Below are 26,874 nucleotides of genomic sequence, written 5' to 3' on the forward strand. Positions count from 1 at the left end.
TTCATATTTCGACCGTAAGATTGGTCATAGGAATCGAGAAATGAACATTCCGCAAAGAGGAGAGGTTCTCATGAAGAAATGGCATTATCCTTTACTAGCTTCCATTCTATCAATCGCGTTTTTAGCAGGATGTGGACAATCACCAGGGTCACAACCAAACACACAAAAATCCGCAACAGAAAATGCAACCGCCTCAGGAGAGATTACCGTTTATACGGCGCTGGAGGATGACCAGATCAAAACGTATCTGGAAACCTTCAAAGCGAAATATCCAGATGTAAAGGTCAATATCGTCCGCGATTCTACAGGGATCATCACAGCAAAGCTGCTGGCGGAAAAAGAAAATCCCCAAGCAGACGTTGTATGGGGAACGGCAGCGACAAGCCTGCTTGTACTCGAACAGCAAGGCATGCTCGAAGGGTATTCGCCGAAAGGAATCGAGAGAGTGTCCCCGGAGTTTAAGGATTCCAAGGAACCTGCAAGCTGGGTAGGAATCGATGCGTGGGAGACAGCGATCGCGGTCAATACCAAGGAGCTGGAAAAACGCAATTTGCCCATCCCGCGTTCATACGAAGATCTGATCAAGCCGGAGTACAAGGGATTGATCGTGATGCCGAATCCGGCGTCTTCTGGAACTGGGCTGTTAACGATAAACGGAATCATGCAGCTGAAAGGGGAGCAAGAAGGCTGGGCGTACCTCGACAAACTGCATGAAAATATGGCGATCTACACGCATTCCGGCTCAAAGCCAGCGAAAATGGCCGCATCGGGTGAATATCCAATCGGCATTTCCTTTGGCTACCGTTCGATTACCGAGAAGAAAAAAGGCGCACCCGTTGAAGTCGTCTTTCCTACAGAAGGCTCGGGTTGGGATGTAGAGGCGAATGCCTTAATCAAAAAGAGTGAGATTAAGCCAGAAGCCAAGCTGTTCTTGGACTGGGCCATCTCGGATGAAGTCATGAAGGCCTATAACCAGAACTTCGCCATCGTCAGCGTCAAGCAAGAAGGCGCAACACTCCCGGAAGGCTACGCAGTAGATCCGATCAAGCAATTAATCAAGCTTGACCTGAATCAGGCAGCACAAAATCGTGACAACATCTTGGCAGATTGGGAAAAACGATACGCGACCAAAAGTGAACCCAAGTAAGCAGCGAGGAGAACAGCATGACACCATCCTATCTATCCGTTCAAGGGGTCAGTAAACGTTTTGGTTTGTTTGCGGCTTTGGAGCACATCTCCATCGAAATTGACAAGAATGAATTTGTTTGTCTGCTCGGTCCCAGTGGCTGCGGCAAAACGACATTACTGAGAATGCTGGCAGGATTGGAGCAGCCGACCACAGGCCGGATGATTCTGGGAGGCAGGGAGATTACTTCGCTGCCTCCAGCGAAACGAAACATTGCGATGATGTTCCAGTCGTACGCATTGTTCCCTAATTTGACTGCCGCCCAAAACATTGCCTTTGGCCTGCAAGAAAAGAAGCTGGGGAAAAAAGAGATAGCAGCCAAAGTAGAACAGGCGCTGGACATGGTTGATTTGACTCATGCCGCCGCCAAATATCCCAGCCAGCTCTCAGGCGGTCAGCAGCAGCGGATTGCCTTGGCGCGAGCGATTGCACTATCGCCGGATGTCCTGCTTTTAGATGAACCACTATCCGCATTGGATGCAAAAGTAAGACAAAAGCTGCGCCGGGAGATTCGGCGTTTGCATGAGCAGTACGGCATGACGACAGTGATGGTCACACATGATCAGGATGAGGCCTTGACCATGGCTGACAAGATCGTCGTGATGGATCACGGCGAGGTTGTTCAGGTAGGCACACCCGAGGAGATCTATAACAAACCAGCCACTCCGTTTGTTGCTGACTTTATCGGAGCGATCAACTTTTTTGAGTACAGTCGTTTCGAGAATGCGCAATCTGATCCAAATCACTTACTAGCGATTAGACCGGAGCATGTGCGGATTTTGCAGCAAGAATCCGAATGTGCCATACCTGCGGCTATTTCCGAGATCGAATTTCGCGGTGCTTTTTACCGAATTTTTCTGGAGTGGCAAGAGGAAGGCCAGATAAAAAAAGAGCTTCTTACCATAGATTTGATAGCGGCCGAAGCACAAAGACTTGGGATTGCCCGAGGCAAAAAGGTGTGGCTGGAGTTTCCGCTGGAGAATTTGCTGACCTTTGAGCATGCGCCAACCATAGAGGAACAGGGGTGAGCAGCATGAAGGAAATGACATCGATCTTCGATGGAAAAGCCATGCAAAAGTGGCTTATCGGCCTTGTTGTTCTTGGATTGTCAGCGAGTGTTCTGTTGCCACTTGGTCAATTGTTTGCCAAAGCGTTCTATGACAAGAATGGTCAGTTCATCGGCCTGGACAATTTCGTAACCTACTTTTCCACCCCAGCACTGGCCGCGTCACTGAATAACACCTTGTACATCTCAGCGATGACAACGCTGATCGCAGTCACACTCGCTTTCCTGTTCGCGTATGCCTTGACGCGCAGCGGGATTCGCGGAAAACGAGTCTTTCGGGCGATCGCGCTGTTGCCGCTGTTTGCACCCACGATGATGCACGGCATCGCCCTGACCTACCTTTTTGGGAATCAAGGGCTGGTGACGACAGGGATCTTCGGGTTGCTCCCGTTTCAATGGGACATTGATCTGTACGGCCCAGCGGGGATTATTTTGGCGGAGATCGTCTATGTTTTCCCGCAAGCGTATTTGATTCTCGCTGTTTCTCTTGCTTTTGCCGACTATCAATTGTACGAAGCGGCGGATACGCTCGGGGCGAACCATTGGCGCAAGTTTTTTGCAGTGACGATTCCCAGCGTGAAATACGGTATCGTCAGCGCCTGCTTTGTCTGTTTTACTCTCTCGTTTACTGACTTCGGAGCACCTAAGGTTGTCGGCGGACAGTTTTCCGTACTGGCGACAGACGTCTACAAGCAGGTCATCGGTCAGCAAAATATGACGATGGGCGCAACGGTTGGGCTGCTTTTGATTATTCCCGCTCTCGTGGCGTTTGTCGTGGACCGGATTATTGAGCGCAAGCAACACGCGGCTGTAACAGCCAAGTCCAAACCGTATCGAATCAAGGAAAATCGTTTGCGCGACTGGTTTTATTCCATCCTTTGTGTGAGCGTCAGCGGATTTTTGCTGCTTCTTATGGCTGCGGTGGTTCTGGCTTCTTTTATCAAAGTATGGCCGTACAATCTGACTCTCGGCTTGGATCATTACGACTTTTCCAACGTAGCCGGAGAAGGGATCGAGCCACTGTGGAACAGTATTCTCGTCGCCTTGCTGACGGCAGTGATCGGGACGGCGGTCACGTTTATTACCGCCTACACGATTGAAAAATCCCAAGTGTGGAAGGGGCTTCGCCAAGCTGGATACTTCCTGTCGATTCTCCCGCTGGCATTGCCGGGAATGGTCATTGGGCTAGCGTACATTTTCTTCTTCAATCATCCGTCGAATCCATTTCACGGCATGTACGGGACGATTTGGATTTTGATTTTGGCGAACGTTATTCATTTTTTCGCAGTCGGCTTTATTACAGCAACGAGCGCGTTGAAAAAGCTCGATCCCGAGTTCGAGCAAGCGGCAGAGTCCATGGGGATCTCGCAGACAAAGCTATTGTGGCGAGTCACGATACCCGTTTGTATGTCAGCGATTGTCGAGATGGCGGTGTACTTTTTCATCAACTCGATGGTGACGATTTCAGCGGTTGTGTTTCTGTACGCAGCGGATTTCAAGCTGGCTTCTGTCTCTATCGTCAACATGGATGACGCCGGGGATGTGGCTCCGGCAGCAGCGATGTCGGTATTGATCGTCGTCCTCAACATCATTGCTCGTGCTGGCGCAGAATGGATCGCATCCAAACTTCACAAGCGGACAACAGGGTCCTACCAAGAGAAAGGTCAGGTGGCATAAAGCATGAAAGCAGTAGTATTTGATTGGGCTGGAACGATGGTAGATTACGGATGTTTCGCTCCTTTGGCTGTCTTTTTACAGGTATTCAAAAAACGGGGGATTGAGCTGACAGCAGCAGAAGCTCGCGAACCGATGGGGATGCTCAAGCGCGATCATATCCAGGCCCTTTGCAAAATGGATCGGGTAGCAGCGCTATGGCAAGAGCGGTACGGACGTCTCCCAAATGAAGCGGATGTGGACGAATTGTACGCCGACTTCGAACCGATGCTGATGGCGACGCTGCACGAGTATGCTACCCCTGTTCCGGGAGCGATTGAATTGGTAGGACGACTGCGCGAGCAAGGAATCAAAATTGGCTCGACCACGGGCTACACAAGGGAAATGATGAATGTCGTAGCGGCATCAGCTAAAAAACAGGGTTACGAACCGGACGCACTCGTCACCCCGAGTGAAGTGACTTCTGGACGTCCGTATCCGTGGCTGTGCTTTCAAAATGCGATCCTGCTGGACGTATATCCAATGAACGAGATCGTCAAGGTCGGTGATACGACGAGCGATATGAAAGAAGGAAGAAATGCCGGGATGTGGACCGTTGGCGTCCTGAAGGGTGGAAGCGAGCTCGGCCTGTCCTTGGAGGAAGTGACGAGCATGCCACAGGAAGAGCTGGAGAAAAGGCTGGCTATCGCAACGGAGCGATTGACTGCGGCAGGCGCCCACTATGTCATCGAGGAGATCGGGCGTTTGGATGAAGTACTGGAAAAGATCGAGAAGCGTCATGCAGAAGGAGAGAAACCATGAATCAGACACGACCAACCGACAATCCGTACTTGCTTTTAACACCAGGACCATTGTCTACTTCACCGACCGTACGCGAAGCAATGCTACGGGACTGGTGCACCTGGGATCGTGATTACAATGAACTGGTACAGGCAATCCGCCAGAAGCTCGTCCAATTGGCAACCTCAAAGGTAGAGGAGTATACGAGTGTTTTGATGCAAGGCAGCGGGACCTTTTGTGTGGAAGCGGTGGTGAGCAGTGCGATTCCCGCAGACGGCAAGCTGCTCGTCCTGACGAATGGCGCATACGGGGATCGGATCGTAGAAATGGCACGAGTTCATGGGATTGCGACGGAAGTAATTGATTTTGGTGAAGTGACAAAAGCCGATGCACAGGTATTGGAGCAGAGACTCGCGGCGGATGCAACGATTACCCATGTGGCTGTCGTGCATTCGGAAACGACTACTGGCATGCTTAATCCCATCAAAGAAATCGGTGAAGTCGCCAAGAAGTATGGAAAAGTCTATATCGTAGACGCGATGAGCAGCTTCGGTGGCATCCCGCTGGATGTAGCAGAGCTCTCGATCGACGTCCTGATCTCCAGCGCAAACAAATGCATCCAAGGTGTGCCCGGATTCGGGTTTGTCATTGCCAAAACGTCTGCGCTCATCCAATGCGAAGGGATTGCCCGTACGTTGTCCCTCGATTTGTACAGCCAGTGGAAGACGATGGAGGAACAAAACGGAAAGTGGCGTTATACCTCTCCTACTCATGTCGTGCGAGCTTTTTACCAAGCGTTGATCGAACTTGAGGAAGAGGGCGGAATTGAAAGACGGTACAAGCGATACCAGCGAAATCAGCAGCTACTCGCTGAAGGCATGGAGCGAATTGGCTTGCGCGTCCTGTTGCCAAAAGAATCGCAATCGCCCTTCATTACTTCCTTTTATTATCCCGAAAGCGAGGTATTCACCTTCGCAGAGCTGTATGAGCGGCTAAAGCAGGCAGGCTTCGTCATTTATCCAGGCAAAATCTCGCAAGCGGATACGTTTCGGATTGGCAACATCGGAGAGGTTTACCCCGATGATATGGAGAAATTGCTCGCCGCGGTGGAAAACAATCGTTTCTGGATTTAGTAAACCAGTAAGGAGGCAACGGTGATGAAAGTGTTTTGCTTGGGTGGAGCGGGAAATATTTGTCGGGAAGCTGTACTTGAACTCGTGATGCATTCGGATTTTGAGCAGATCACGATCGGTGATTTTAATGAAGAGGAAGGTCGCAAGGTAGTCGAGTGGCTGAATGATCCGCGCGTAGATTTTATTCCAGTAAATGTACGCGATCATGCGGATACAGTCCAAAAAATGCGCGGTTACGATATTGTCATGGCCGGTACCACGATAACACTAAATGGCCTGTCTACTGCTGCGATTGCCGAGGCGGGCTGCCATGACATGGCCGAAGCAAAACATGGAGCTGGTCAAAGCCCTCTATGATTATGGCTTTTTACGGAACGATCCCATCACGGTAGGGGAAACCCAGGTGGGAATCCTTGATTGTATCTCCCAATACCTCTACAATTCTAGGGAGGGAAAAGAGACGGAATTATACGGGTATTCTCTTCATGTCGAGGTAACAGGTACGAAGGACGGACGCAAAGTACGCCACATCCTGTACCATACACCAGAAGAAGCATTTGATCCGGCTGTGATTTTTCACGAGCTGGCAAAACGTCAGATTTTTATCCATGAAGAGAAGTTTGATCTGACGTAAGTACGAGATAGGGGGACATTCGGCGTGTCGTTGTTCGGGGAAGAGCGTAAGCAAATCATTTTGCAGTTGATCAATTCCAATGGCAAGGTGCGGACCAATGAGCTGGTCGAAAAGCTGCAAGTATCGTCTGAGTCGATTCGCAGGTATTTGGAAGAGCTGGAAGCGCAGAAGAAGCTGAAGCGCGTTTATGGCGGGGCAGTAAAACTGACAGTGGAGCGCTCCGAGCCCTCTCATTTTGCCCGTGAAGTCTTGAGAGCGGAAGAAAAGAAACGGATTGGACGGCTGGCAGCAGACTTGGTGCAAGACAGCGACACCATTGTCATCGATGAAGGGACAACGCCTTTGCAAATGATCAGCTTTCTCGTGACGAAAAAAGATTTGACGATCCTCACTAGCTCGATCACGGCGCTGAATCGATTAATCGAGTTCCAAAACAATGGAATGCTTACGGGAGACATCTACTTCCTGGGTGGAAAAGTGAGCGCCAAGCATCATCGGGTAAGCGGTACCTATGCAGAGAAGATGATGAAACAATTTTATGTGGACAAGGCGTTTATCGCGGCTGACGGCATCTTGCTCCATAAAGGCTTGACCTGTTATGAGCCGGATCGTACGGAACTCGCCCGTTGTTTCATCGAAAATGCCAATGAAAGCATTGTGCTAGCGGACCACTCCAAGATCGGGGTCAGCACATTGTGCAAGATCGCAGACCTGGGAGAGGTCGACATCGTGATCAGCGATACGGCAGCACCAGCGGAATGGAATAAAGGACTCCAAGCAAAAAACGTAGCATGGATGGTAGCAGAAGAGTTGTAGTGAACAGGCCAGCGATTCCCCACGATAGGGAAGCTGGCCTGTTTGCTTCAGGAAGAATGGTGCAACAAAAATGGCAGCATATGCAGCAATTTCTCTCTGGTAAGGGCAGCTCCGCAATTCCATTTTCGCGCTTCTACAAAATAGACATAGCCGTTTTGAACGGCAGGCAGACTGTGCCACCTATCACTTTGCATGAATGTGGCGGTAGCCTGACGCGATACGGGTTCTTCGGACAGCAGCATAAAGATCCGATCGCCAGCGTACAGGGGGATGTCCTCCTCTCTAATTTCGATAAAGCCGTAGCCAGCTTGCAGTATTTCTTGAATGTTATCCACAGGAGAAAAACCGTTTGGATGGTAGAGGGCGGAGGAAAGTCCCGACGTGCCCATTACGAACAGACGCCCGCCATGCCCATGGATAAAGATGGATGCAGTCTCACCAGGTACGATCTTGGAGCGGAGCTTTTTCCACATGCTAGCAGCATTTGTGTGGTATTTTCTAAGCCAATCTCGTGCCTCGTTCTTTTTCCCCAACCAATCTCCGAGTGTATGTAACCGTTCCTCCAGCGAAGCAAATGAATTAAACGTGAGCGTTGGGGCAATCCGGCTCATCTGCATATATTTGTCTTCTTCTGCGTTCGCGAAAATGATCAGATCTGGCTTCAATATCGTCAAATCGTCATAGTCAACGGGAAATGCGATATCCTGCACGTGCCTTACTCTGTCTCGATAGATCGTCCGTTCCATCCAGGTAAAATTCCCGCCGACGATGTTTTCAACATGGAGCGCGAGCAAATCATTAAAAGTCTCCCCAATATAAATGATGCGCTGTGGCTGAAGTGGGATCTCTACCTCATGCCCTGTCCAGTCCTGCACGAGCTCCATGCGATGAGTAAGCCTGGAATATTGTCTTGGCGTGTAACCGGTCGTCATTCGAAAGCGACGATTGAAATAATACTCATCAGTGAAGCCGACCTGCGAGGCGATGTCCCGCAATGAATCGTTCGAGCTTTTCAGGAGTTTTTTTGCATGATGAATGCGCAGCGCTGTCAAATATTCCAAAGGCTTTTTACCCGTCAGTTGGCGAAAGAGCAATGTGTACTGCCATGAGGGCACATTGGCCAGTTGTGCTAACTGTTTGACCGTCATGTTCTCTTGATAATTTTGCTGGATATAACGAATGCTGTTCTCGACCTCTTTGCTCTTACTAGGGATATGGTCAGGAGATAGATTTTGCTCAAGTAAAAATCCGATCAGCTTCTGGAACCGCAGCTGTTGCCAAAAGCTGTCCATTTCAGTGGAGGTTGATCTGCCCAAGAGCAAAGCGTCACATAAGCGCAAGAGCCGGGCAAAAGGGTGAACGGACAGCTCGATACGGCCATCAAATATTGCGTGTGGGTACGGCAGGGGCCTATTGTCTGCATCAAACTGGATGACGGTAAACGAGATTTGGTAACAATCAATCGTGCTATCGTATGAGGATTCGATAGCAAAAGGAGTAGAGGGTGAAAGGAAAAAACACTTTCCAGCCAAAGGTGAAACCGTTTGGTCATAAACATGGAGGCTGCCAGAACCTTTTGGGAAGACGAGCAAGGTATGGAAATGAGTGGGTGAAGGACAAGCCGTCCGCTCTACTTTACACAACTTAAAATGAAGGGAACCGAGAGGGGGATGAGATGGTATGGAGTGAAGCATCGGTTGTACCCTCCTTTTTATCTGTGAGAATCATTATCATACATACTAACAATCGTATACAAAAGAAAGAAGCTTTTCAATCCTTGTTGAAAAGCTTCTCGTGTTTAATTTAGGCGGACATGATTGATTATTTCGCTAGGATTTCAGGAATCCTTTGCAGGAGCCATTCTCTTGTTGTCGCATCACTGCTAGATTTTTCGATGTCGATAAAGTAGACATACCCATTTTTAACGGCAGGAAGGTCCTTCCAGATGTGTGATTTTAGCAGCTCCTGTGTTGATTTCTCAGCTTCCTCGCTCGCAGTATTCAGAATAAAGATACGATCTCCCGCTATTTCGGGCAAACGTTCCACGGAAATGAGTTCAAATCCTTTTTGTGCATCGAGTATTTCCTGAATGGGCGCAGTGGGCTTGAATCCGTTTGTATCATAGAGGACTTGGGAAAGCCCTGTTCTTGCCATGACAAACAGCCGATCACCCGGATAATAGGTAAAGACAGAGGCGGTTTCTCCTTCTTTCATGATGCCAGACTCCTTCAGCTTCTTCCACATCTCCTCCGATTTGAGCTTGTAATCGGCAAGCCATTTGGTAGCTGCTTCGGGTTTCCCGATAATATCACCGAGCTGGGTCATCCGCTCTTCCAATGGCGCGAATGTATCAAAAATGACGGTAGGGGCTATTTTGGCTAGCTGTTCATATTCTTTTTCTTCGGTATTTGCATTGATGATCAGGTCGGGCTGTAATTCCAAGACCTTTTCGAGATTAATAGGAAAACCGATATTCTCAACATCGTGCAGTTGGTCTTCAAAGATTTGGTTGGCGTACCCGAATCCCCCAATCGGCTTCACGCCCAACGCGAGCATATCGCCAAATGTTTCCCCCGAATAGATGATTCGCGCAGGGGAGACTGGGATGTTGCCTGCATGCCCGAGATAATCGGTATAGGGACGTGTCAGGCTTTTTTGACTTGCCGCGCTACCAGGTGTGCTCGTTGCTTCTTGTCCATGCGTGGAAGTGGTAGTTGCCTGCGAAGCGGATGGACTGCATCCGATGAGCAAACTGCCAGCCAGTACGAAGAATCCTAGCATTCCTGCTATGTTGCGTATGTGTTTCATTTTCATGTTCCTCCAGTTGTCGTTTGAATCTGTTTGTTATCAATGATAATTATTATCAGATATCATAGAGAAAGTAGCTTAGCAGCTCAATGGACAAACGACAGATAGTCATTATTGATTTTGTACAAAGGGAAGGATTTCGCCTGGACAGCTGTTGAGTTTGGACAAAAAATAGTGGAGAAAATGCATTGCCAGATGGAGAGGAAACACATATGATCAGGATGCAAATGAGTGAGAATGAGAATCAATTCGATATTCATCAACAGATGCGAGAGAGGGTAGAAAGATGGTAAGAATGGTTCGAAAAGCAGGATTGGCATGGATGGCATTATTATTGATCATGATGCTCGTGTTAACTGCGTGTGCAGAAAAAGCGGCGGAGCCAACAGCCACTGAGCAGAAAGCATCGACAGAGAGCACTGCTCCGAAAACCAAGGTGGTTAAAGACGCGTATGGCGATGTAGAGCTTCCGGTAAAACCACAGAGGGTAGCCGCAATTTATCAGGAGGACTTCTTGACAGCACTGGGTGTAACACCGGTTGTCCAGTGGTATCATCCAGCGTGGGGCAAACAGGATTATCTCGGGCTGGACGTGCCGCTTTTTGATATTACAGGAAGTATCGAAGCGTTACTAGCAGCCAATCCGGATATTATCATTGTGGATGGCTACGCTGATCCCAAGAAATACGAGGAATTCAGCAAGGTAGCCCCTACGTACAAGCTGCCGGATGAACTCCGTAATGATACGATTGGAAGACTCAAGAAAATCGCCGAGGTGCTAGGCGTTCCAGAAAAAGCAGACGAAGCGATCCAAAAGTACAATGCGAAAATAGCGGATACCAAGGCAAAGCTTGAAAAGGCGATTGGCAATGAAACGGTGGCCGTCATTCGTTTGAACGTGGGAAATAAGCCGAATTTGTCCCTCTTCGGAGATGGCAATGTTTACACAGGCATGCTCTATAAGGAGTTGGGCCTTACGCCGTATTCAGCTGCCAAAAATCAAGATACGCACGTGGTCTTATCAGAAGAAGCCATCCCGCTTATCGATGCAGACCATATCATTGTGTTCCCGTCGAACGGCACGTGGACTTCTGAAGAAAACAAGGATGCGCTCAAGATTTTGGAGAGCCCCATCTGGAAATCTGTTCCGGCTGTGAAAAAAGGTCGTGTCTACCCAATGGAGCGGACACATTGGCAATCCGGTGCTATTCTGGCCAATATGAAGAAGGCAGACGACTTAGTCAAAGCGTTTGTAAAATAATCGAGTTCAGTAGAGAAAGCGCATCACTTCGGTAGATGCGCTTTCTTTTTCATGTGTGGAGCTTGTCGTCGGGATGTTTACTCATTATAATAATAAATGATAATCATTCTCACGATAAGGGTGAGGGAGATGAATAACGAAACATCAGGGGCCAAGCTATCTCAACCATCATTCTTCGCATTGACGGCCATCCAAAAAGTAAATGTGGAAAGATGGCAGGACTATCAAGAGACGGAAGACTACACGATGATTGTAGCAACAGACGGAGAAGGGCTCGTTGAGATCGAATCATCGACATATCGATTCGCTCGGGAGCGTTGCTGGATTGCAGCACCGCGTCAGAACGTTCGGATCCGTTGCACGAGTCACGTTCTCGACTATTATTATCTGACTTTTCGTGTCGTCCACATGGGAACTCCGAGTGCCGAGGCTTTTTTCTGTGTAGGGGAGTTGACCTGCACGCCTTTTTCACGTGTCGTTGAATCGATTGCAGAGATTTACAAGCATCGCGATGCCATAGAGGCGTTGCAACGATTTTATAATCACGTGCGGTTTGAGGAATTACTATGTTTTTTGGCCAAGCAAAATGTGCCAGGCAAAACAAGCTTGGATCCGAGGAAAGCTGTTGAACGTTCGATTGCGTATGTAGAGGAGCACTATCAGGAGCCGCTGACCGTAGACCAGCTGGCACAGGAAGCGAATGTTCCACGTTGGCGCTATACGCAGCTCTTCAAGGAAATGACAGGAGAAATACCGCTCGATTACATTAATCAAATGCGGATCAATCGGGCAAAGCAACTCCTGCTCATAACAGGGGACCGGATCAACGAGATCGCGCAAAACGTCGGATTCAACAGCGAATATTATTTCAACCGCCGATTTAAGCAGAGCGTAGGGCTTGCACCTGGCAAATATCGCAACATCCATCGGGATGATTTGCGGGTCGTATCACTCTATATGGAAGATTATTTGCTGGCACTTGGCATTCGCCCTGTGATTCAATGGGCGCATACATATTGGGGTCAGCAGGACTATTTGGGCTTGCACGACGTACCGACGTATGATGTGCTGACTGATAACGTGCAGCTTTTGTCCGGTGGAGCCCCAGATGTCATCATGCTTCGGGAGTGTACAGGCTGGAAGGCCGATGTGTATGAACAATGCGCGCAGATTGCTCATACATGCGTGATTCGCCAATTCGGTCCTGAATGGCGAAAAACATTGCGTACACTCGGTGATCGTTTGGGCAGAAGGGAGCGCGCAGAGCGGTTAATTGAGCAGTATGAGCAAAAAGTACGTGCTGCCAAAAGTACTCTTGGCCGCAGTCTCAAAGGGCAGAAGGTTGCCTTCTTGCGCATTTCGGCCGACCACATCCTCGTAGAGAAAAACTACACATCACAAGTGTTGTTTCAAGACCTTGAAATGGAGCCACATTTGCTCGTCAAAAAACAATTTTCCAAGCAGGCGAGGGAAGGGGTATCGTGGGAGGAGCTGTCTACGCTCGATGCGGATCATATTTTTTTCTCTTTTGATAAATGGCATCAGGGGAAGCAAGGAGCAGAGCAGCTACAGCTCACTCATCCCGTGTGGCAATCCCTTCCTGCGGTGCAAAACAAGCGGGCGTACCAGGTGGATTTCATGACCTGGATGAATCACGGCGTGATCGCCAACGGAAAAAAGGTCGATGATGTTCTGAGGGTGTTAGCGTAAATGTACAAAGTATAGCGCGCGTTTGTCCATTGACACTGTTTTCATGCATCGCCTAAAATTCAATATGATAATAAGAATCAGTATCACAAATACAACTCAGCTCCATACTAACGAAAAAAGGTGGCAAGTATGAGTCAACACGCACATTCCCTGAAAGAGGGGAATAACGGAAAGCCGGTTCATTTTCGCTCTCGTCCTTGGGCAGCGACGCTGATTTTAACGGGCGGGGTTTTTGCATTAATTCTGGGGATGTTTTTGTCTGTGTCATTTGGAGCAGCCGACATCCACTTCGCTGTCGTATGGGAAGCTATTTTTCAATTTAATCCCGATAGTACGCAACACCAGATTATTCAGGAGATTCGATTGCCACGTTTGCTCGGCGGCGCAATGGTCGGGGCCAGCCTTGCTGTTGCAGGTGCCATCATGCAAGGGATGACACGCAACCCGCTGGCGGATTCCGGACTGCTTGGCTTGAACGCAGGTGCCGGGTTTGTTTTGGCATTATGTTTTGCTTTTTTCCCAGGTCTTCCGTTCATGTACCTGATTCTCTACAGCTTTTTGGGTGCTGGCGTTGGGGCAGGTATGGTGTACGGCATCGGGTCATTGGCTAAAGGAGGCTTGACTCCGGTCCGCCTCGTATTGGCGGGTGCAGCCTTGACCGCACTATTGTCTGCGTTAAGCGAAGGGATTGCCCTGTACTTTAAAATTGGACAAGATTTGGCCTTCTGGTATGCAGGCGGCGTGGCGGGAACCAAATGGTTTCAGCTGGAGGTCATGTTTCCTTGGATTCTCGCAGCCCTTATAGGGGCCATGATGTTGTCGCGTTCCATCACGATGCTCAGCCTTGGTGAAGACGTTGCGAAAGGATTGGGGCAGCGCACGGCGTTAGTAAAACTGGCCGGCATGATCATCGTCCTGATTTTGGCTGGATCAGCAGTCGCCGTTGTTGGGGCTGTAGGCTTTGTTGGATTGATCGTTCCACATATGACCCGCTTTTTGGTTGGGGTCGATTATCGATGGATCATTCCTTGCTCAGCCATTTTGGGCAGCTTGCTCGTCGTATTCGCCGATTTGGCAGCGAGAATGGTAAATCCACCGTATGAGACGCCGTTAGGGGCACTTATTGCGCTAATCGGTGTACCGTTCTTCCTTTACTTGGCGCGTAAAGAAAGAAGGGAGATGTAATGATGCAGCAAATGGTTTCCCATTACCAAACCCGCAAAAGAAATAGAGCTATTGCGGTCATGACAATACTCGCTATCCTCATTTTCATCGCGTTTATCATCAGTATGAATACAGGCTACATACGATTGTCACCAAGTGATCTGCTTATGACGCTGATCGGTTCTGGAACGGACAAACAAAACCTGATCTTGTTCGAGTTCCGTTTGCCGCGGATTGTTATTTCTCTCCTGATCGGGGCAGGACTTGCCGTATCTGGGTGTATTATTCAAGGGATTTCCCGCAATGCATTGGCCGAACCTGGTATTTTAGGGATCAACGCTGGTGCTGGCTTGATGGTGATGCTGTTCATTTCGTTTTATCCATCAACGTCTGCGGCACCTGTTTTTCTGTTGCCAGTGTTGGCTTTGCTTGGAGCCAGCGTGACTGCAGCGCTGATCTTCGCACTGTCTTATAAAAGACACAAGGGGCTGTCTCCGACCCGTATTATTTTGACGGGGATTGCCGTAGCGGCTGGGATGAGTGCGGCAATGATCGTCTTGACGCTGAAGCTAAGTCCGGACAAGTACCAGTTTGTGGCGACTTGGCTGGCCGGCAGTATTTGGGGAACCAACTGGAAGTTCGTCCTTTCGTTGCTGCCCTGGATCGCGATTTTAATCCCGTATGTCTTTTACAAAGCACGTGTTATGAACGTGCTGAATTTGGGGGAAGAGTTGGCAAAAGGCTTGGGTGCACCCGTTGCCAAAGAGCAATTGAAATTGCTGGCTGCCGCAGTCGGGCTAGCCGCTTCCTGCGTAGCAGTGAGTGGAGGCATCGGTTTTGTCGGGTTGATTGGTCCGCATTTGGCCCGCAGACTAGTGGGGCCAAAGCATGAGATGCTTTTGCCTACATCAGCGCTGGCGGGTGCGTTATTGGTCATCGTGGCTGATACCATCGGACGCTGGATCATGCAGCCGTCAGAGATTCCGACTGGTATCGTTGTAGCCGTTATCGGTGCTCCGTATTTCTTGTACTTGCTGGCACGTTCAAAAGCATAGTTTCGCAAGTTGTGGATATGGCGAGCGTTTTCCCGTCTAGTTACGAGGGAGACGCTCGTTTTTGTATAGGGCGAAGTGGAGATCAGACAATTTGGGAATTGAAAAGAGGGAAATGTTGGAGGACAATGGGGAGAAGAGCAACCGCCTTGTGTTTGCTATAATAACAGCATAAGCATGTATCGGGACGAGAAGGAGTAAAGGCATATGATCGATCGATTAGACCACTTGGTTTTGACGGTAAAAGACATCGAAGCTACCTGTCACTTTTACGAAAAAGTCCTGGGTATGAAGGCTGTTACCTTTGGCGACGGCAGGAGGGCCTTGCACTTCGGCCAACAAAAAATCAATTTGCATCAAATCGGACAAGAATGGGAGCCAAAAGCGATGCATCCAGTCGCAGGCTCCGCTGATCTGTGTCTGGTCACATCGCTTCCACTCGAACAAGTCATCCAGCATATTCATGCATGCGGCGTCCATTTGGTGGAAGGGCCTGTTCAAAAAACAGGGGCTATCGGGCCTATACGTTCGGTGTATTTGCGTGATCCGGACCATAATTTGATCGAGGTCTCCGAGTACTTGCCACAGGAATCAGGGGCGGCTTCCCCTGCTCCTGCCATCAAGGAGATTTCCAAAAGATTGCAAGAACGTGAACCCAGGACGAGTGGCGCATACAGTGTCTTGCTACCGCTCGTCAAAATGGCTGACAACCAGCTGGGCATTTTATTTGAAAAAAGAGCCAGTACCATGCGGCGACAGGCGAACGAGGTATGTTTTCCGGGAGGACGAGCTGAGAAGAGTGACGAATCCCGTTGGGCGACGGCCGCTCGGGAAACAAGCGAGGAGCTGGGGATTCCACTTGAGCGGATTCATTTGTTAGGCGAGCTGGATCAGGTGATTGGACCCGGTTCCTCCATTATTACGCCCTTTATCGGATACGTGGAAGGAATTCCAGACATGAAGCCGAATCCAGACGAGGTCGGAGAGGTCTTTATCCTTCCACTCGATCGTCTGTTGGCAACGCAGCCAGCGATGTATCTTTCTTCTGTCATGAACGAACCTGAAGAGGATTTTCCTTATCATCTGATCCCAGGAGGCAAACGATATCCGTGGCGAAAAGGGACCGTCGAGCATTTGTTTTACGAGGTGGACGGGCGTGTCATCTGGGGGTTAACCGCCCGGGTGTTGGCCCAGTTCCTTGAATGGATTCGCAACGACGATCAATCAACTAGTAAACAATAAAAGCGGTTGTTCAAAAAGTCGTCTTTTGATCACGAAGGGGGTCATGGTAGCTAGGTCGACGTCGAAAATGGCGTTCACCTTCGAAGTCCGGTGCTCATGTAGATTCCCTACACTCCGCTCCTCCTTCGTTCGGTTCTCGCCATTTTCTCGGTGCTGAAAAGTCAACTTTTTGAACAATGATAAGATGAGGAGTGGAAATCAACATGTGGACAAATAATTCTATCACTTCGCGTTTACATTTGAAATGGCCGATTATACAGGCGCCAATGGCAGGGGGGGCGACCACGCCTGCATTGGTAGCTGCTGTCTCAGAAGCAGGGGGACTCGGAACGCTCGGTGCGGCCTATATGTCTCCTGAGCAGATTCGTGAGGCGATCAAGTCCATTCGTGAGTTAACAGACAAACCAATTGGAGTGAATCTGTTTATCCCGGAAGATTTCGATGCCAATCAACCGATCGCAGAAGGAGTTGCGCAGGCAATGAATGATGCGCGAGATCGATTGGGCATCCCGCACAACCCGCAGGTGACGCAATTTACAGAGCCGTTTGCCGAGCAGATGGCTGTCGTCTTGGAGGAACAGCCTGCCGTTTTCAGCTTTACCTTTGGAGTTCTGGATCATCGCCTGATGGCAGAGTTGAAGCAGCGGGGAATCACTGTCATTGGAACAGCGACGACCGTTCGCGAAGCGATTGCATTGGAAGCGAGCGGAGTCGATATGATTGCCGCCCAAGGCAGCGAAGCAGGCGGGCATCGTGGTTCCTTTTTGCCGGATTCACCAAGCAATATGATTGGGACAATGGCGCTCGTCCCGCAAATCGTGGATCGGGTCAAGATTCCCGTTATCGCGGCTGGCGGGATCATGGATGGGCGAGGGATCGCAGCAGCACTTGCGCTCGGGGCACAGGCGGCACAGCTAGGAACGGCTTTTCTGACGTGCAAGGAGAGCGGAGCACATGCCCTGCACAAGAAAACCATTCTAGAAACGAGCGAAGAGTCCATCGTGATGACACGTGCTTTCTCTGGAAAATGGGCAAGGGGCATTCAAAATGAGTTCATGACAACACTCGCCCCACTTGATCACGAGCTCCCGACTTATCCGGTACAAAATGCCCTGACGAAAGACATTCGAGCCGCAGCGGGCAAGCAGCAACAAAGTGCGTACATGTCGATGTGGGCGGGGCAGGCTGCTCCACTCAGCCAGGAAATCAGCGCGAGTGAGCTCGTTGAAAAGCTGGCAGCGGAGACGACGAGAATTTGCAGCAATCTGGGGCAACCCCAAGTAGATTAAGCGCGCTACGAAAGCCACGCCAAAGATGGAGGAAATCAAATTGAACCAGGAATACGCTCTCAAGGGGAACCTTGTCGCAGATGGACAGGAATTGAATAATGGTCTCGTAGTCGTGGTAAGTGGAACGATCACCTATGCTGGCAAGGCTGAAGAGTATGGAAAAGCATTGCCAGATCATGTGGTTACGGTTGAGGATGGCTGGATTTGCCCTGGATTCGTGGATATGCACATGCATGGGATTGACGGATACGACACGATGGATGGGACACCGGAATCACTGCAGGCCATCTCGACCGCACTCGCGCGGCATGGGGTGACGTCTTTTTTGGCGACGACGATGACAGCTCCTTATGATCAATTGGAGCAAGTGCTGGTAAACATCGCACATCACAGCAGAAAAGGTCTTCCGGGAGCACAAGCGATCGGCATCCATCTGGAAGGCCCGTGGATCAATCCTCGTTACAAGGGAGCGCAAAAGGAAGAAAACATCGCGATACCTAAGCTCGATGCGGTGCAAAAGCTATACGGGCTGTCAGAAGGTCTGATCAAGGTCGTGACGATTGCACCTGAGCAACCGGAAGCACTTGAAGCGATTGCTTGGTTAAAAGATCGAGATGTCATCGTATCTGCTGGACATACAGGAGCTACGTTTGCCCAAGCGACGGACGCAGTAGATGCAGGCGTGCGCCATTTTACGCACTGCTTCAATGCCATGACAGGGTTGCATCATCGGGAGCCGGGCGTAGTTGGTGCTGCGATGTACCATGAGCAGTTGAGCACTGAGCTGATCGCAGATGGCATCCATGTGCATCCAGCAGTCATGAAGATTCTGTATCGGGTCAAAACGGCAGAACGTCTCGCGCTCGTCAGCGATTCCATGCGAGCAGCTGCGATGGGTGAAGGGACCTACGACCTTGGTGGACAAGAGGTTCACGTCCACGACAATCAGGCGAAGCTCGCAGATGGAACACTTGCTGGAAGCATCCTGACGCTGAATCGGGCAGTCGGAAATATGGTGACGCTAAGCGGTGTCTCTTTGCCAGATGCAGTGGAAATGGCTTCCCTGACACCGGCAAGCATTCTTGGCTTTGGAGAACGTAAAGGACGTCTGGCGGCAGGGTATGATGCGGATATTACGGTATTGAATGAACAATTTGACGTGACGATGACTTTCGTTGCGGGGAAAGAAGTGTATCACCAGTCGAAGTAGTTTCTTAATAGAAAAAAGCAGTCCAAGGTCGTTCTTGGATTGCTTTTTTGCGTAAGGGATAGTAACTTCATTCAGTTACATTTCAAAGAGGGATTTCTTCTAGCCGTAGTGGTCGGGGCGAAGCCCTGCCACATGTTTTCCAGTCGCCTATATCCTCACTTCGTTCGGGCGGTCTCCTTCCAAACATGTGACAGGACTTCCGTACAGCTTTTGTCTTCCGCCTGGTTTACACCGTTCATGATCGTCAACTCAGGGAGAGCTTTCATAATGACCTTCTTCCTCCACCACAACCGCGCCTCTCGTTACAACTGCTGCTGCAAAGCCTCCGGCTGAAACCAGATTTTATGAAAGTCCAGCCACCCCGAGGAGTTGATCGATACACCTCGCAATGACTTATGAAAGAACGTAAGCGTCTTTTTCTGAACCAGATACAAGACAGCATAGTTTTCCTTGATCATCACCTCGATCTTGGCGAGATGGTGTTCCCGCGCAAGCCTGTCAGGCTCCTGCAAAGTCAAACAAATCTCCTTATTGATCGCCCGAACCAATGCTTCATCGAATGCCGGGAGAAAGTAATTTTTTTGCAAGTACATCTCCAACTCGCTTATTTGATCACTGCTGAACACATTTCCGAACAACTGACAGTCATGTTCGGGTAAACAATCGCGATTCGCGAATTCGGACGGGTCTCTCACATCGACTTCCATGTGAATGCCGTAAGAACTGCATCGATCTTGAATCCAAAGCGCGTCTTCTCTATGGTAGGGTGTCGTCACGAGACGCAACGTTTCTCCCTGATAGCCACTTTCCTGTAGCAGGGACATGATTTCAGCATGGCAGAGCTGCTCGTTCTCTCTTGCTCTCACTTCCCTTAAAACAGGGTGATACGTTCGGAATCCTTTTGCCGGATAAATACGATCTCCACCCAAATCAGCAATCATTTGATCCCGATCGATCAGCTGATCAAGCGCCTGACGGAATTTGAGGTGATTGTGCGGGCCGATTTTCCATTGGTTAAAGACGAGCAAACTACAGCAGGAAAAAAACGCCTCCAAATCACACCAATCCTGAGCGTCCCGGATGACGGCTTCTTTTAATGCTTGTGCTTTCGTCTGGACACCGTGTGACACCATGACAGACGCCCAGTTTGGTTCTTTTAAGCGACCCATGTCCAACTCGGGGAAGATCAAGATTTCCACACGATCTAGTTGAGGTCTTCCCAAAAAATGGCCAGGAAATGCCTCTAGAATACAGATCCCCTCGTCAAGACGGACCAGTTGAAATGGCCCCGTACCAATTGGCTTTTCTCCGAAGACTCCCTCATCATTTCGCACGATTTCCTCGGGAACAATGCTTGCAGGAATCGTCGCCAACAGCCGCAGTAACAAGTAATTTGATTCTTTTAGCAGGATGCGCACGGTTCTGTCGTCAATGGCTATGAGATGTTCAATATCACGAAACATCCAGCTTGCTTCATACTTGTCTGGATGCAAGCGAAGCCGATTCAAGGAAAAAACGACATCATGTGCAGTCAGTTCCCGTCCGTGATGAAAAAGCACGTTCTTTTTCAAATAAAAGGTCCATTCTGTGGCATCTGAATTGTTTTCCCATGAGTGCGCGATGGAAGGTAAAATCGAACGACTATTCAGATCATAATGGACGAGTGTATTGAAAATTTGTCCCGCCAGATGTGCATCGAAGTGGTAGTAAACCAGGCCAGGGTCCAGCGTTACAATCGTGCGGTACACCGGAAAGCGCATGATATCTTGGGAACGGTTCGATACCGAATGGCTGGAGAAGCCCATTCCTTCTGAGAGCCAATCCATGATCTGGTCTTTGACGGCTGCTTTGCCGTAGCGATTCATGAGCTCCATCGCTTCTTTGACGTCGCCCTTGTCTATTTGCAGCTTGACCTCGGTGAGGAGGATCTCATCGGAATCCGCATGAAGCGTCATGACCGAGGCATTCCCTCGCCCACGTCCAGCCTTCCATTCGATCCAATTCAGCTCCGCTAGTTTATGGACAATCAGCTTGGCGTAGCGGGGCGTACAATGCCAAATCCCAGCCAATTTTTCGATGGTGACAGGGAACGGCTTCCCGATGTCTTCTTGTTGAAAAAACGAACGAAGCTCTAAAAAATGTAGAACGGTAACCATGCAGGCCCCCATTTCTCAGATAAAAATGCATGCTCGAAAAGGTGACAGGATTCAATCAAATCGAACACTTTTTACCCCTTTTCAAGTTCCATATACTGAAGATAACACGAGAGATAACAAACGGGAATGGGAAAGAGAGATGGGGAGAATGAGATTTCATCCGGTGGCATGGGGTGTCATTATCGGAACATTTCTGTCACGCACAGGCTTCTTTATGACGCTTCCGTTCTTGGGCATTTATTTAGGAAAGGTAAAAGGAATTGATCCGGCGATAGTAGGCTCGATCCTGGCACTCAGTTTGCTGGTTGGGACGATTAGCAGCTTTGCTGGGGGAGCACTGTCAGACCGATTGGGCAGATATCCAGTGATGATCACTGCGATGGGAGCTTGGAGCATCGTCTTGATCGGATACGTTTTCGCGACGGAGACGTGGATGTTTTTTGTTTTAAGTGCTTGCAACGGTCTTTTTCGAAACGTATTTGAACCGACAGCCCGCGCCCTGCTGGCGGATGTCACGCCGGATGATCAGCGGGCAGCTGTTTTCAACGCCAGGTATTTCGCGATCAACCTGGGTGGAGCAATCGGTCCGTTAATCGGCTTGCAACTGGGTGCAGGGAGCACATCCTTGTTGCCGTTCCTCGTCACGGCCATCATTTTTGCCGTGTACGCAGTTGTATTGGTGGTATTTATGGTCATGTTCAAGGAACAGCTGAAGAAGGATGTAACTGCTGAACCGGTCACCATGAATCAGATGGCACGCATCGTTTTTACGGACAAAGTGTTTCTTTACTTGTTGCTCGGGAATTTGTTCGTCGCTGGTGCCTACTCGCATCTGGACACAACACTCTCCCAATACATTGGGCATGATCGAATAGAGGCGTATTCCTTTTTATTTGTAGTGAATACCATCTCTGTTTTGGCGCTTCAATATCCGCTCGCCAAGTTTATGAAGCGATACTCCTCGATGACTGCGTTGAAGCTGGGCTGTCTATTGTTTGGGGTGGGGCTGTTCGGTTTCGGGCTATTTACGGATTTGTTTTGGCTCTCCGTGTCGATGGTGGTGTTTACGATCGGCGAAATCTTGTGCTTTGTCGTCGGAGATATCCTGATCGGAGAGATTGCTCCCCAGCATTTACGTGGAGCGTATTACGGCGCCAGCGGCTTTGCTTTCCTTGGACAGAGTGTTTGTGCGTGGATCGGCGGGGTGTTGCTCCAGGTACTCGGCTTTGGACAAGGGCCGCTCATTTTCTCCATCCTCATGTTGTTGACCTTTATCGCGCTTCCGTTCTATCAGCGCGGTCAGTACTTATGGGAGCAGCGGCAACATCAAACAAAAAGCTGTGAAAAATCCTCACAAGTTATCATTTGAATAGGGGTGCTAAAATGAACAACATTCAAAAATTCAACGCGCTGCATCACACGGACGATCTTTTGTTTTTAGGGAATGCCTGGGATGTACTCTCGGCGCGATCTCTGGAGAAAAGCGGCTTTCAAGCAATTGGTACGACGAGTTGGGGAATCGCGGCGTCTCTTGGGTTCGCAGATGGGGAAAAGATCGATTTTGCTCTCCATCTGGCGATTATCAAAATGATCGTAGACCACGTCCACATCCCGGTTTCAGCAGATATCGAAGCAGGCTACAGTGAAGACGCTGATACCATCGTGGAAAATGTGTTGCGAACGGCTGACTTGGGCGTTGCTGGCATCAACATCGAGGATTCTTTTAAAACCAAGCCGGGGTTAAAAGAGATACAAGAGCAGGCAGCCCTCCTGCAAAAAATGAGAGTCGCTTTGGACAACCGAGGTTTTCAGGGGTTTTATATCAATGCGCGAATCGATACTTATTTTCGGAAGGATGATCCTTTCGAGGAAACGATTTCGCGAGGAAAAGCATATGTGGAAAGCGGTGCAAGTGGCATATTTGTCCCCGGTCTACATGCGGAAGAAGAGATAAGTAGCATTGTACAACAAGTGCCAGCACCGCTGAATGTCTTGTCACGCCCGAATCTGACAGATACGAATAAGCTGGCGGAGCTGGGTGTGAAACGATTCAGCATCGGCAACGATTTCTATGACCACATAGCCGCATATACCAGCAAAAGTGCTGCATACCTGATTGCCTCGAAAAACAGTATGTCACTCTATGAGGCAAAATCCATAGAATCTCTATAAATCGAAACTGTATTGCCAGAATCCCCCATCTTTCGTTATCATTTTTGAGAGGAAAGATAGGGGGCAATTGTCATGAGGCAGGTAGAACGAGAAAGAGGTCTAAGAAAAGGCACGATCCTGCAAAAAGCCTATCGAATCAAGAAGACCATTTCCACAAGTGAGTTGTCGAATGTGTATGTGGTCTACCATATGAAAAGCAAGCGGATTCTCATTCTCAAAGAGTTTTTCCCTCAATCATTGGCGATGCGAGATTTGGATCACGTAAAGGTTATTTGCCGCATGCCGTCATTAAAAAGCAAATTCGAGATGCTACTAGAAAGCTTTTGGCAGGAAGCATCCCTGCACAAAGAACTGAATCATGCAAATATCATCGGATACATCGACCATTTTGCTGAAAATGGCACAGGTTATCTCGTCGTGGACTATTGCAAAGGGAAGACGTTCGATGAGTATGTATTCGCCCAGGCCGAGCTTGATGTGGGGGCATTTCTGCATCAGACGATACTTCCGTTGTTTGACGGATTAGACTACTTGCACAAAAAAGGCATCATTCACCGCGATATCAAGCCCAAGAACATCTTGGTCACTGAAGATGGCCAGCCTGTGCTGATCGATTTTGGCTCTGCGATCTACTTCGTGAGTGATGAACCCAGGCCGATTGTGACCACAGAAGGATATTCACCGCTTGAGTTTTACTCGGGTCAATCCAAGCAAGGAGTAGTCTCGGATATTTACAGCCTGGCTGCCACGCTGTATTACTGTCTGACCAAAGAGCGCCCAATTGATGTGGCGGCAAGAGTCATTGAGGATCACTTGCCATCGCTTCGAACGATCAATCCTGAGGTTCCGCTGCTACTGGCGAATGTCATTATGTGGGGATTGGCTGTCGATTCCAAAAAAAGATGCCCCACACTCAAGCTGTTTGCGACAGCGATTCGTGCAGAGCATCTGCTATGGAAGGGGAAGACGCGCTTCTCTCTTAGGAAGCTTCCTCACTAGACGATTTCTTAAAGCGAATTTCGATCTCAGTCATCCGATCCTCGAAGGTAACATACACCTTGTCGTTGTATTGGAGGACGAGCTTTTTATGTCGGGGCATGGCTTCCTTGCCCCGCTCAACTGTGCAATGACTATGATTGACCAAGAGAAGCGTCTGATTTTTTCCTGGCTGGAAGTAAATTTTCTGAGCTTCGGGCAAATGCTCATTCACATCCAAACTGGTGAACAACTCCTGCAACGTGATCCGCTGTTTCTTGCCAAAGGAGGCGAGAGGCCAAAACTTGACAGGGATGTCGTTGCCGCTTGCCGTGTGCAGGAAATATCCCTCAATACGACCTGCAAAGGCAGGCTTGGGACGTGTAAGCAGGTAAACGCCGTAGCCAATTGCTGCTACGAGCAGTACAATCATGCCGATGGTGATGTAGCGATCCCATACTGAGTGCACGGTAATGACGAGTGGGCCTGTTACGCTTGCTCCTTCCGCATCCGTGGCGGTGATGGTGATTTCGGATGTACCGCTTTTCTCTGGTGACAGCTTCAGAGCTGCGTCTTGGATCGTAGCGACAAATCTTTCGTCCGGATCAGTGGTGACGATTGTATAGGTCAGCTTGTCGTTATTGGCATCCGTGAAGAACGAGCCTAAATCGATAGCCTGCTCGCCGTTTTCCTTCTCGATCGTCAAGGTATTTACCGAGGCAGCAACTGGCGCGATATTCGTCATATCAAAAACGCTCGTAGCCGTCTCACGATAAAAGTCCGGGCCGTTCATAAAAATTCTCCACTCATACTTGCCCGTGTGAGGGAAGACGTAGTCGACTGTAAAACTATCGCCAAGGTTCTTCATCGGGATCTTTTCTTCTTTTTTCCCCGCGAGATCGTTTACGATCAATTCTGCTTGCATGGATGCGTACACATCCTTGTCATCCAGTCGTTTGCCCCCCTCCAGATGGTGGAGATAGGTAGTAAACGTGGCAGGATTCCCCTTGATAACAGGTTCAGGCTTGACCTCGACACCAGCCGTCAAACTGTAATTCCCCAACAAATTGATTTTCACCAAATCCCCGGGTTTGCCACGAAATTTTACGAGATAGTTCCCCTTCTTCGGCTTTTCTATTTTCATCAGCGAATATTTTTTTGATTTCATAAAATGAACATTTTGCGATTGATAGTACACTTGCGATTCTAGTAGCGGATTGTTGGACAACAGGATGATATTCGCTTCCTGCATGCTGGCGTTAGGAATGGTCACGGTCACTTCCTGCAAGCCCCCGGTAGCTGTCATGGCCGCCACCGATACGAGCTGCGATTGAATATGCTTGGCAAAAATCTGATTGAAGATCTCGGGCAGATCATCCGTGCTTTGTGTGACGAAGGAAGTCCCGCCTGTTGCCTCGGCGATTTTTTTCAATTGTTCCTTTTGAACGGAGCCATCGCTATTGAGGCCAATCGTATAGATCGGATAGTCTTGCGCTTTTGCTTTCGAGATAGCTGTCTCCACGTCCCTGTTGGAGGCTGCTATACTCCTGCCGCTCGCACTTTGCCGTAAGTCTGTTCCTCCGTCTGACAGAAGGATCAAAAATGGCTTGCGAGCCGGGTCCTTTGCTTTTTCAATCATCTCTGCCCCTCTGCGCAAACCAAGCCCCAAATCGGAATACCCGGAGTATCGCAAACCTTGAATCGTTCGCTTGAGCTGTTCCCGATCTCTTGCTTCGGCCATGCTCGCTGGAGATTGAGCTTGTACAATCCGATCATTATAAGCGACAAAGCCAATGCGGGTTTGAGTGGCTTCACTCATGTCAATAAACATGCTCATGACCTCTGCGGCTGTTTTGACAGGGTCGGTTTTGTTCATGGAATTACTTGTATCAATGACAAAGACCGCGTCTATTCCCGCATCTGCTGTTCCATTTGCCCCCGCAGAAAGGGGAGCGGACAAGAAGAGCATGGGGAGGAGCAGTCCGATGACCACCATTCGAAAAAGTGGCGGTAGAAAGAGGGTTGACTGACGATTTTTGTACATACATTCACCTTTTTCTGAAAAAAATTTTAAAAAAGTTCATGACTTACTAAAATGGGACGATTTACCTATAAATGTTTCTTCGTATAAAAGATCGGTTTCCTATTGCCGATGTATATAAAAGTTAATTACAGACATTTATGTAAATATGAGGTGAATGCATATGGCTCCCCAGCGGCAACTAGGGAGAATGATCTATCAGTCCTTGTGCTTCTTTCCTAGTAAGAGAGTGGACAAGGCAAGGCCCATCACTATTTTTTCGAAGAACTAGGAAAGGAGACTCGGTGTCTTCAGCATAAAACGCAAATCCAAGAAAAGGAAGATTCGTGGCATAAAATGGGTCTAAATACTGGTAATGGTCATCTAGGCATAGGAAATTTGTCGCAATCTGCGGAATGTTGACAAATAATGCGGGCTACGTTTAATTTAGAGGCAAGATTTTTTGTTTGTTTTTGGTATAAATGTCACGAATTGTATCTTTATTTGAGAAGTAGGACTCATCATC

20 protein-coding genes and 1 pseudogene are annotated in these 26,874 nt (G+C 49.1%); 17 read left to right on the forward strand and 4 right to left on the reverse strand.

Annotated elements, in window-relative coordinates; all coding sequences use genetic code 11:
- The first annotated feature begins 70 nt into the window (after window positions 1–70).
- From ACFYU8_RS12160 to ACFYU8_RS12190, 7 genes and pseudogenes are all read left to right on the forward strand, one after another.
- On the forward strand, window positions 71–1,147 hold the full coding sequence (locus ACFYU8_RS12160) for a putative 2-aminoethylphosphonate ABC transporter substrate-binding protein (protein WP_390298822.1): 1,077 nt from the start codon (window positions 71–73) through the stop codon (window positions 1,145–1,147).
- A 17-nt stretch (window positions 1,148–1,164) separates the two neighbouring features.
- Complete coding sequence (locus tag ACFYU8_RS12165) at window positions 1,165–2,214, forward strand: putative 2-aminoethylphosphonate ABC transporter ATP-binding protein (RefSeq protein ID WP_390298825.1); 1,050 nt, start codon at window positions 1,165–1,167, stop codon at window positions 2,212–2,214.
- A 5-nt stretch (window positions 2,215–2,219) separates the two neighbouring features.
- Complete coding sequence (locus ACFYU8_RS12170; RefSeq protein ID WP_390298828.1) at window positions 2,220–3,929, forward strand: putative 2-aminoethylphosphonate ABC transporter permease subunit; 1,710 nt, start codon at window positions 2,220–2,222, stop codon at window positions 3,927–3,929.
- Window positions 3,930–3,932: 3 nt separating this feature from the next.
- A complete protein-coding gene (gene phnX, locus ACFYU8_RS12175; protein ID WP_390298831.1) occupies window positions 3,933–4,727 on the forward strand; it encodes a phosphonoacetaldehyde hydrolase in 795 nt (264 codons plus the stop codon).
- Window positions 4,724–5,839, forward strand: a complete 1,116-nt coding sequence (gene phnW, locus ACFYU8_RS12180) for a 2-aminoethylphosphonate--pyruvate transaminase (protein ID WP_390298834.1) — start codon at window positions 4,724–4,726, stop codon at window positions 5,837–5,839. Before phnX ends, phnW begins: the two co-directional genes overlap by 4 nt.
- A 24-nt stretch (window positions 5,840–5,863) precedes the next feature.
- Window positions 5,864–6,473, forward strand: a pseudogene (locus tag ACFYU8_RS12185) (saccharopine dehydrogenase NADP-binding domain-containing protein).
- 24 nt (window positions 6,474–6,497) lie between these two features.
- Window positions 6,498–7,289: a DeoR/GlpR family DNA-binding transcription regulator gene (locus tag ACFYU8_RS12190; protein WP_390298837.1), complete on the forward strand. Its 792-nt coding sequence runs from the start codon at window positions 6,498–6,500 to the stop codon at window positions 7,287–7,289.
- 47 nt (window positions 7,290–7,336) lie between these two features.
- Here ACFYU8_RS12190 and ACFYU8_RS12195 read toward each other — a convergent pair whose 3' ends face one another.
- Entirely contained in the window at window positions 7,337–8,983 is a 1,647-nt protein-coding gene (locus tag ACFYU8_RS12195; RefSeq protein WP_390298840.1) for a helix-turn-helix domain-containing protein, read from the reverse strand.
- 127 nt (window positions 8,984–9,110) lie between these two features.
- Complete coding sequence (locus ACFYU8_RS12200) at window positions 9,111–10,097, reverse strand: ABC transporter substrate-binding protein (protein ID WP_390298843.1); 987 nt, start codon at window positions 10,095–10,097, stop codon at window positions 9,111–9,113.
- 286 nt (window positions 10,098–10,383) lie between these two features.
- On the opposite strand from ACFYU8_RS12200, the gene ACFYU8_RS12205 reads away from it, so the two are divergent.
- The 7 genes from ACFYU8_RS12205 (at window position 10,384) to nagA (ending at window position 19,025) form a co-directional block, all read left to right on the forward strand.
- Window positions 10,384–11,358: an ABC transporter substrate-binding protein gene (locus ACFYU8_RS12205; RefSeq protein WP_390298846.1), complete on the forward strand. Its 975-nt coding sequence runs from the start codon at window positions 10,384–10,386 to the stop codon at window positions 11,356–11,358.
- 129 nt (window positions 11,359–11,487) lie between these two features.
- Window positions 11,488–13,068, forward strand: coding sequence for an ABC transporter substrate-binding protein (locus ACFYU8_RS12210; protein WP_390298849.1), 1,581 nt, complete (start codon window positions 11,488–11,490; stop codon window positions 13,066–13,068).
- 129 nt (window positions 13,069–13,197) lie between these two features.
- Window positions 13,198–14,253 carry a FecCD family ABC transporter permease gene (locus ACFYU8_RS12215; RefSeq protein WP_390298852.1) on the forward strand — a complete coding sequence of 352 codons (1,056 nt, stop codon included), beginning with the start codon at window positions 13,198–13,200 and terminating at the stop codon, window positions 14,251–14,253.
- Window positions 14,254–14,255: 2 nt separating this feature from the next.
- Complete coding sequence (locus ACFYU8_RS12220) at window positions 14,256–15,287, forward strand: FecCD family ABC transporter permease (RefSeq protein ID WP_390299807.1); 1,032 nt, start codon at window positions 14,256–14,258, stop codon at window positions 15,285–15,287.
- 204 nt (window positions 15,288–15,491) lie between these two features.
- Window positions 15,492–16,526, forward strand: coding sequence for a VOC family protein (locus ACFYU8_RS12225; protein WP_390298855.1), 1,035 nt, complete (start codon window positions 15,492–15,494; stop codon window positions 16,524–16,526).
- Between the two features lie 203 nt (window positions 16,527–16,729).
- A complete protein-coding gene (locus tag ACFYU8_RS12230) occupies window positions 16,730–17,815 on the forward strand; it encodes an NAD(P)H-dependent flavin oxidoreductase (protein ID WP_390298862.1) in 1,086 nt (361 codons plus the stop codon).
- 40 nt (window positions 17,816–17,855) lie between these two features.
- Entirely contained in the window at window positions 17,856–19,025 is a 1,170-nt protein-coding gene (nagA, locus tag ACFYU8_RS12235) for an N-acetylglucosamine-6-phosphate deacetylase (protein WP_390298866.1), read from the forward strand.
- A gap of 302 nt (window positions 19,026–19,327) precedes the next feature.
- Here the strand turns inward: nagA and ACFYU8_RS12240 are convergent, their stop codons facing one another.
- Window positions 19,328–21,181 carry an SgrR family transcriptional regulator gene (locus ACFYU8_RS12240; RefSeq protein WP_390298869.1) on the reverse strand — a complete coding sequence of 618 codons (1,854 nt, stop codon included), beginning with the start codon at window positions 21,179–21,181 and terminating at the stop codon, window positions 19,328–19,330.
- 148 nt (window positions 21,182–21,329) lie between these two features.
- On the opposite strand from ACFYU8_RS12240, the gene ACFYU8_RS12245 reads away from it, so the two are divergent.
- The 3 genes from ACFYU8_RS12245 (at window position 21,330) to ACFYU8_RS12255 (ending at window position 24,352) form a co-directional block, all read left to right on the forward strand.
- Window positions 21,330–22,550, forward strand: a complete 1,221-nt coding sequence (locus ACFYU8_RS12245) for an MDR family MFS transporter (protein WP_390298872.1) — start codon at window positions 21,330–21,332, stop codon at window positions 22,548–22,550.
- Between the two features lie 14 nt (window positions 22,551–22,564).
- Window positions 22,565–23,353, forward strand: coding sequence for an isocitrate lyase/PEP mutase family protein (locus ACFYU8_RS12250; protein ID WP_390298875.1), 789 nt, complete (start codon window positions 22,565–22,567; stop codon window positions 23,351–23,353).
- Window positions 23,354–23,425: 72 nt separating this feature from the next.
- On the forward strand, window positions 23,426–24,352 hold the full coding sequence (locus ACFYU8_RS12255) for a serine/threonine protein kinase (RefSeq protein ID WP_390298877.1): 927 nt from the start codon (window positions 23,426–23,428) through the stop codon (window positions 24,350–24,352).
- Here ACFYU8_RS12255 and ACFYU8_RS12260 read toward each other — a convergent pair.
- Window positions 24,333–26,372, reverse strand: coding sequence for a VWA domain-containing protein (locus tag ACFYU8_RS12260; RefSeq protein ID WP_390298879.1), 2,040 nt, complete (start codon window positions 26,370–26,372; stop codon window positions 24,333–24,335). The genes ACFYU8_RS12255 and ACFYU8_RS12260 overlap by 20 nt on opposite strands.
- Window positions 26,373–26,874: the final 502 nt, after the last annotated feature.

The organism is Brevibacillus sp. NPDC003359 (genome assembly GCF_042878995.1).
GTDB lineage: Bacteria > Bacillota > Bacilli > Brevibacillales > Brevibacillaceae > Brevibacillus.

Excerpts from the sequence above, each read along its gene's own strand:
- ACFYU8_RS12245 (WP_390298872.1), top strand. The coding sequence starts at position 21,330 with ATGAGATTTCATCCGGTGGCATGGGGTGTCATTATCGGAACATTTCTG.
- ACFYU8_RS12225 (WP_390298855.1), top strand. The coding sequence starts at position 15,492 with ATGATCGATCGATTAGACCACTTGGTTTTGACGGTAAAAGACATCGAA.
- ACFYU8_RS12240 (WP_390298869.1), bottom strand. The coding sequence starts at position 21,181 with ATGGTTACCGTTCTACATTTTTTAGAGCTTCGTTCGTTTTTTCAACAA.
- ACFYU8_RS12230 (WP_390298862.1), top strand. The coding sequence starts at position 16,730 with ATGTGGACAAATAATTCTATCACTTCGCGTTTACATTTGAAATGGCCG.
- ACFYU8_RS12160 (WP_390298822.1), top strand. The coding sequence starts at position 71 with ATGAAGAAATGGCATTATCCTTTACTAGCTTCCATTCTATCAATCGCG.
- ACFYU8_RS12205 (WP_390298846.1), top strand. The coding sequence starts at position 10,384 with ATGGTAAGAATGGTTCGAAAAGCAGGATTGGCATGGATGGCATTATTA.
- ACFYU8_RS12165 (WP_390298825.1), top strand. The coding sequence starts at position 1,165 with ATGACACCATCCTATCTATCCGTTCAAGGGGTCAGTAAACGTTTTGGT.
- ACFYU8_RS12250 (WP_390298875.1), top strand. The coding sequence starts at position 22,565 with ATGAACAACATTCAAAAATTCAACGCGCTGCATCACACGGACGATCTT.
- ACFYU8_RS12215 (WP_390298852.1), top strand. The coding sequence starts at position 13,198 with ATGAGTCAACACGCACATTCCCTGAAAGAGGGGAATAACGGAAAGCCG.
- ACFYU8_RS12200 (WP_390298843.1), bottom strand. The coding sequence starts at position 10,097 with ATGAAACACATACGCAACATAGCAGGAATGCTAGGATTCTTCGTACTG.
- phnX (WP_390298831.1), top strand. The coding sequence starts at position 3,933 with ATGAAAGCAGTAGTATTTGATTGGGCTGGAACGATGGTAGATTACGGA.
- ACFYU8_RS12210 (WP_390298849.1), top strand. The coding sequence starts at position 11,488 with ATGAATAACGAAACATCAGGGGCCAAGCTATCTCAACCATCATTCTTC.
- ACFYU8_RS12170 (WP_390298828.1), top strand. The coding sequence starts at position 2,220 with ATGAAGGAAATGACATCGATCTTCGATGGAAAAGCCATGCAAAAGTGG.
- ACFYU8_RS12195 (WP_390298840.1), bottom strand. The coding sequence starts at position 8,983 with ATGCTTCACTCCATACCATCTCATCCCCCTCTCGGTTCCCTTCATTTT.
- ACFYU8_RS12260 (WP_390298879.1), bottom strand. The coding sequence starts at position 26,372 with ATGTACAAAAATCGTCAGTCAACCCTCTTTCTACCGCCACTTTTTCGA.
- ACFYU8_RS12220 (WP_390299807.1), top strand. The coding sequence starts at position 14,256 with ATGCAGCAAATGGTTTCCCATTACCAAACCCGCAAAAGAAATAGAGCT.
- phnW (WP_390298834.1), top strand. The coding sequence starts at position 4,724 with ATGAATCAGACACGACCAACCGACAATCCGTACTTGCTTTTAACACCA.
- ACFYU8_RS12255 (WP_390298877.1), top strand. The coding sequence starts at position 23,426 with ATGAGGCAGGTAGAACGAGAAAGAGGTCTAAGAAAAGGCACGATCCTG.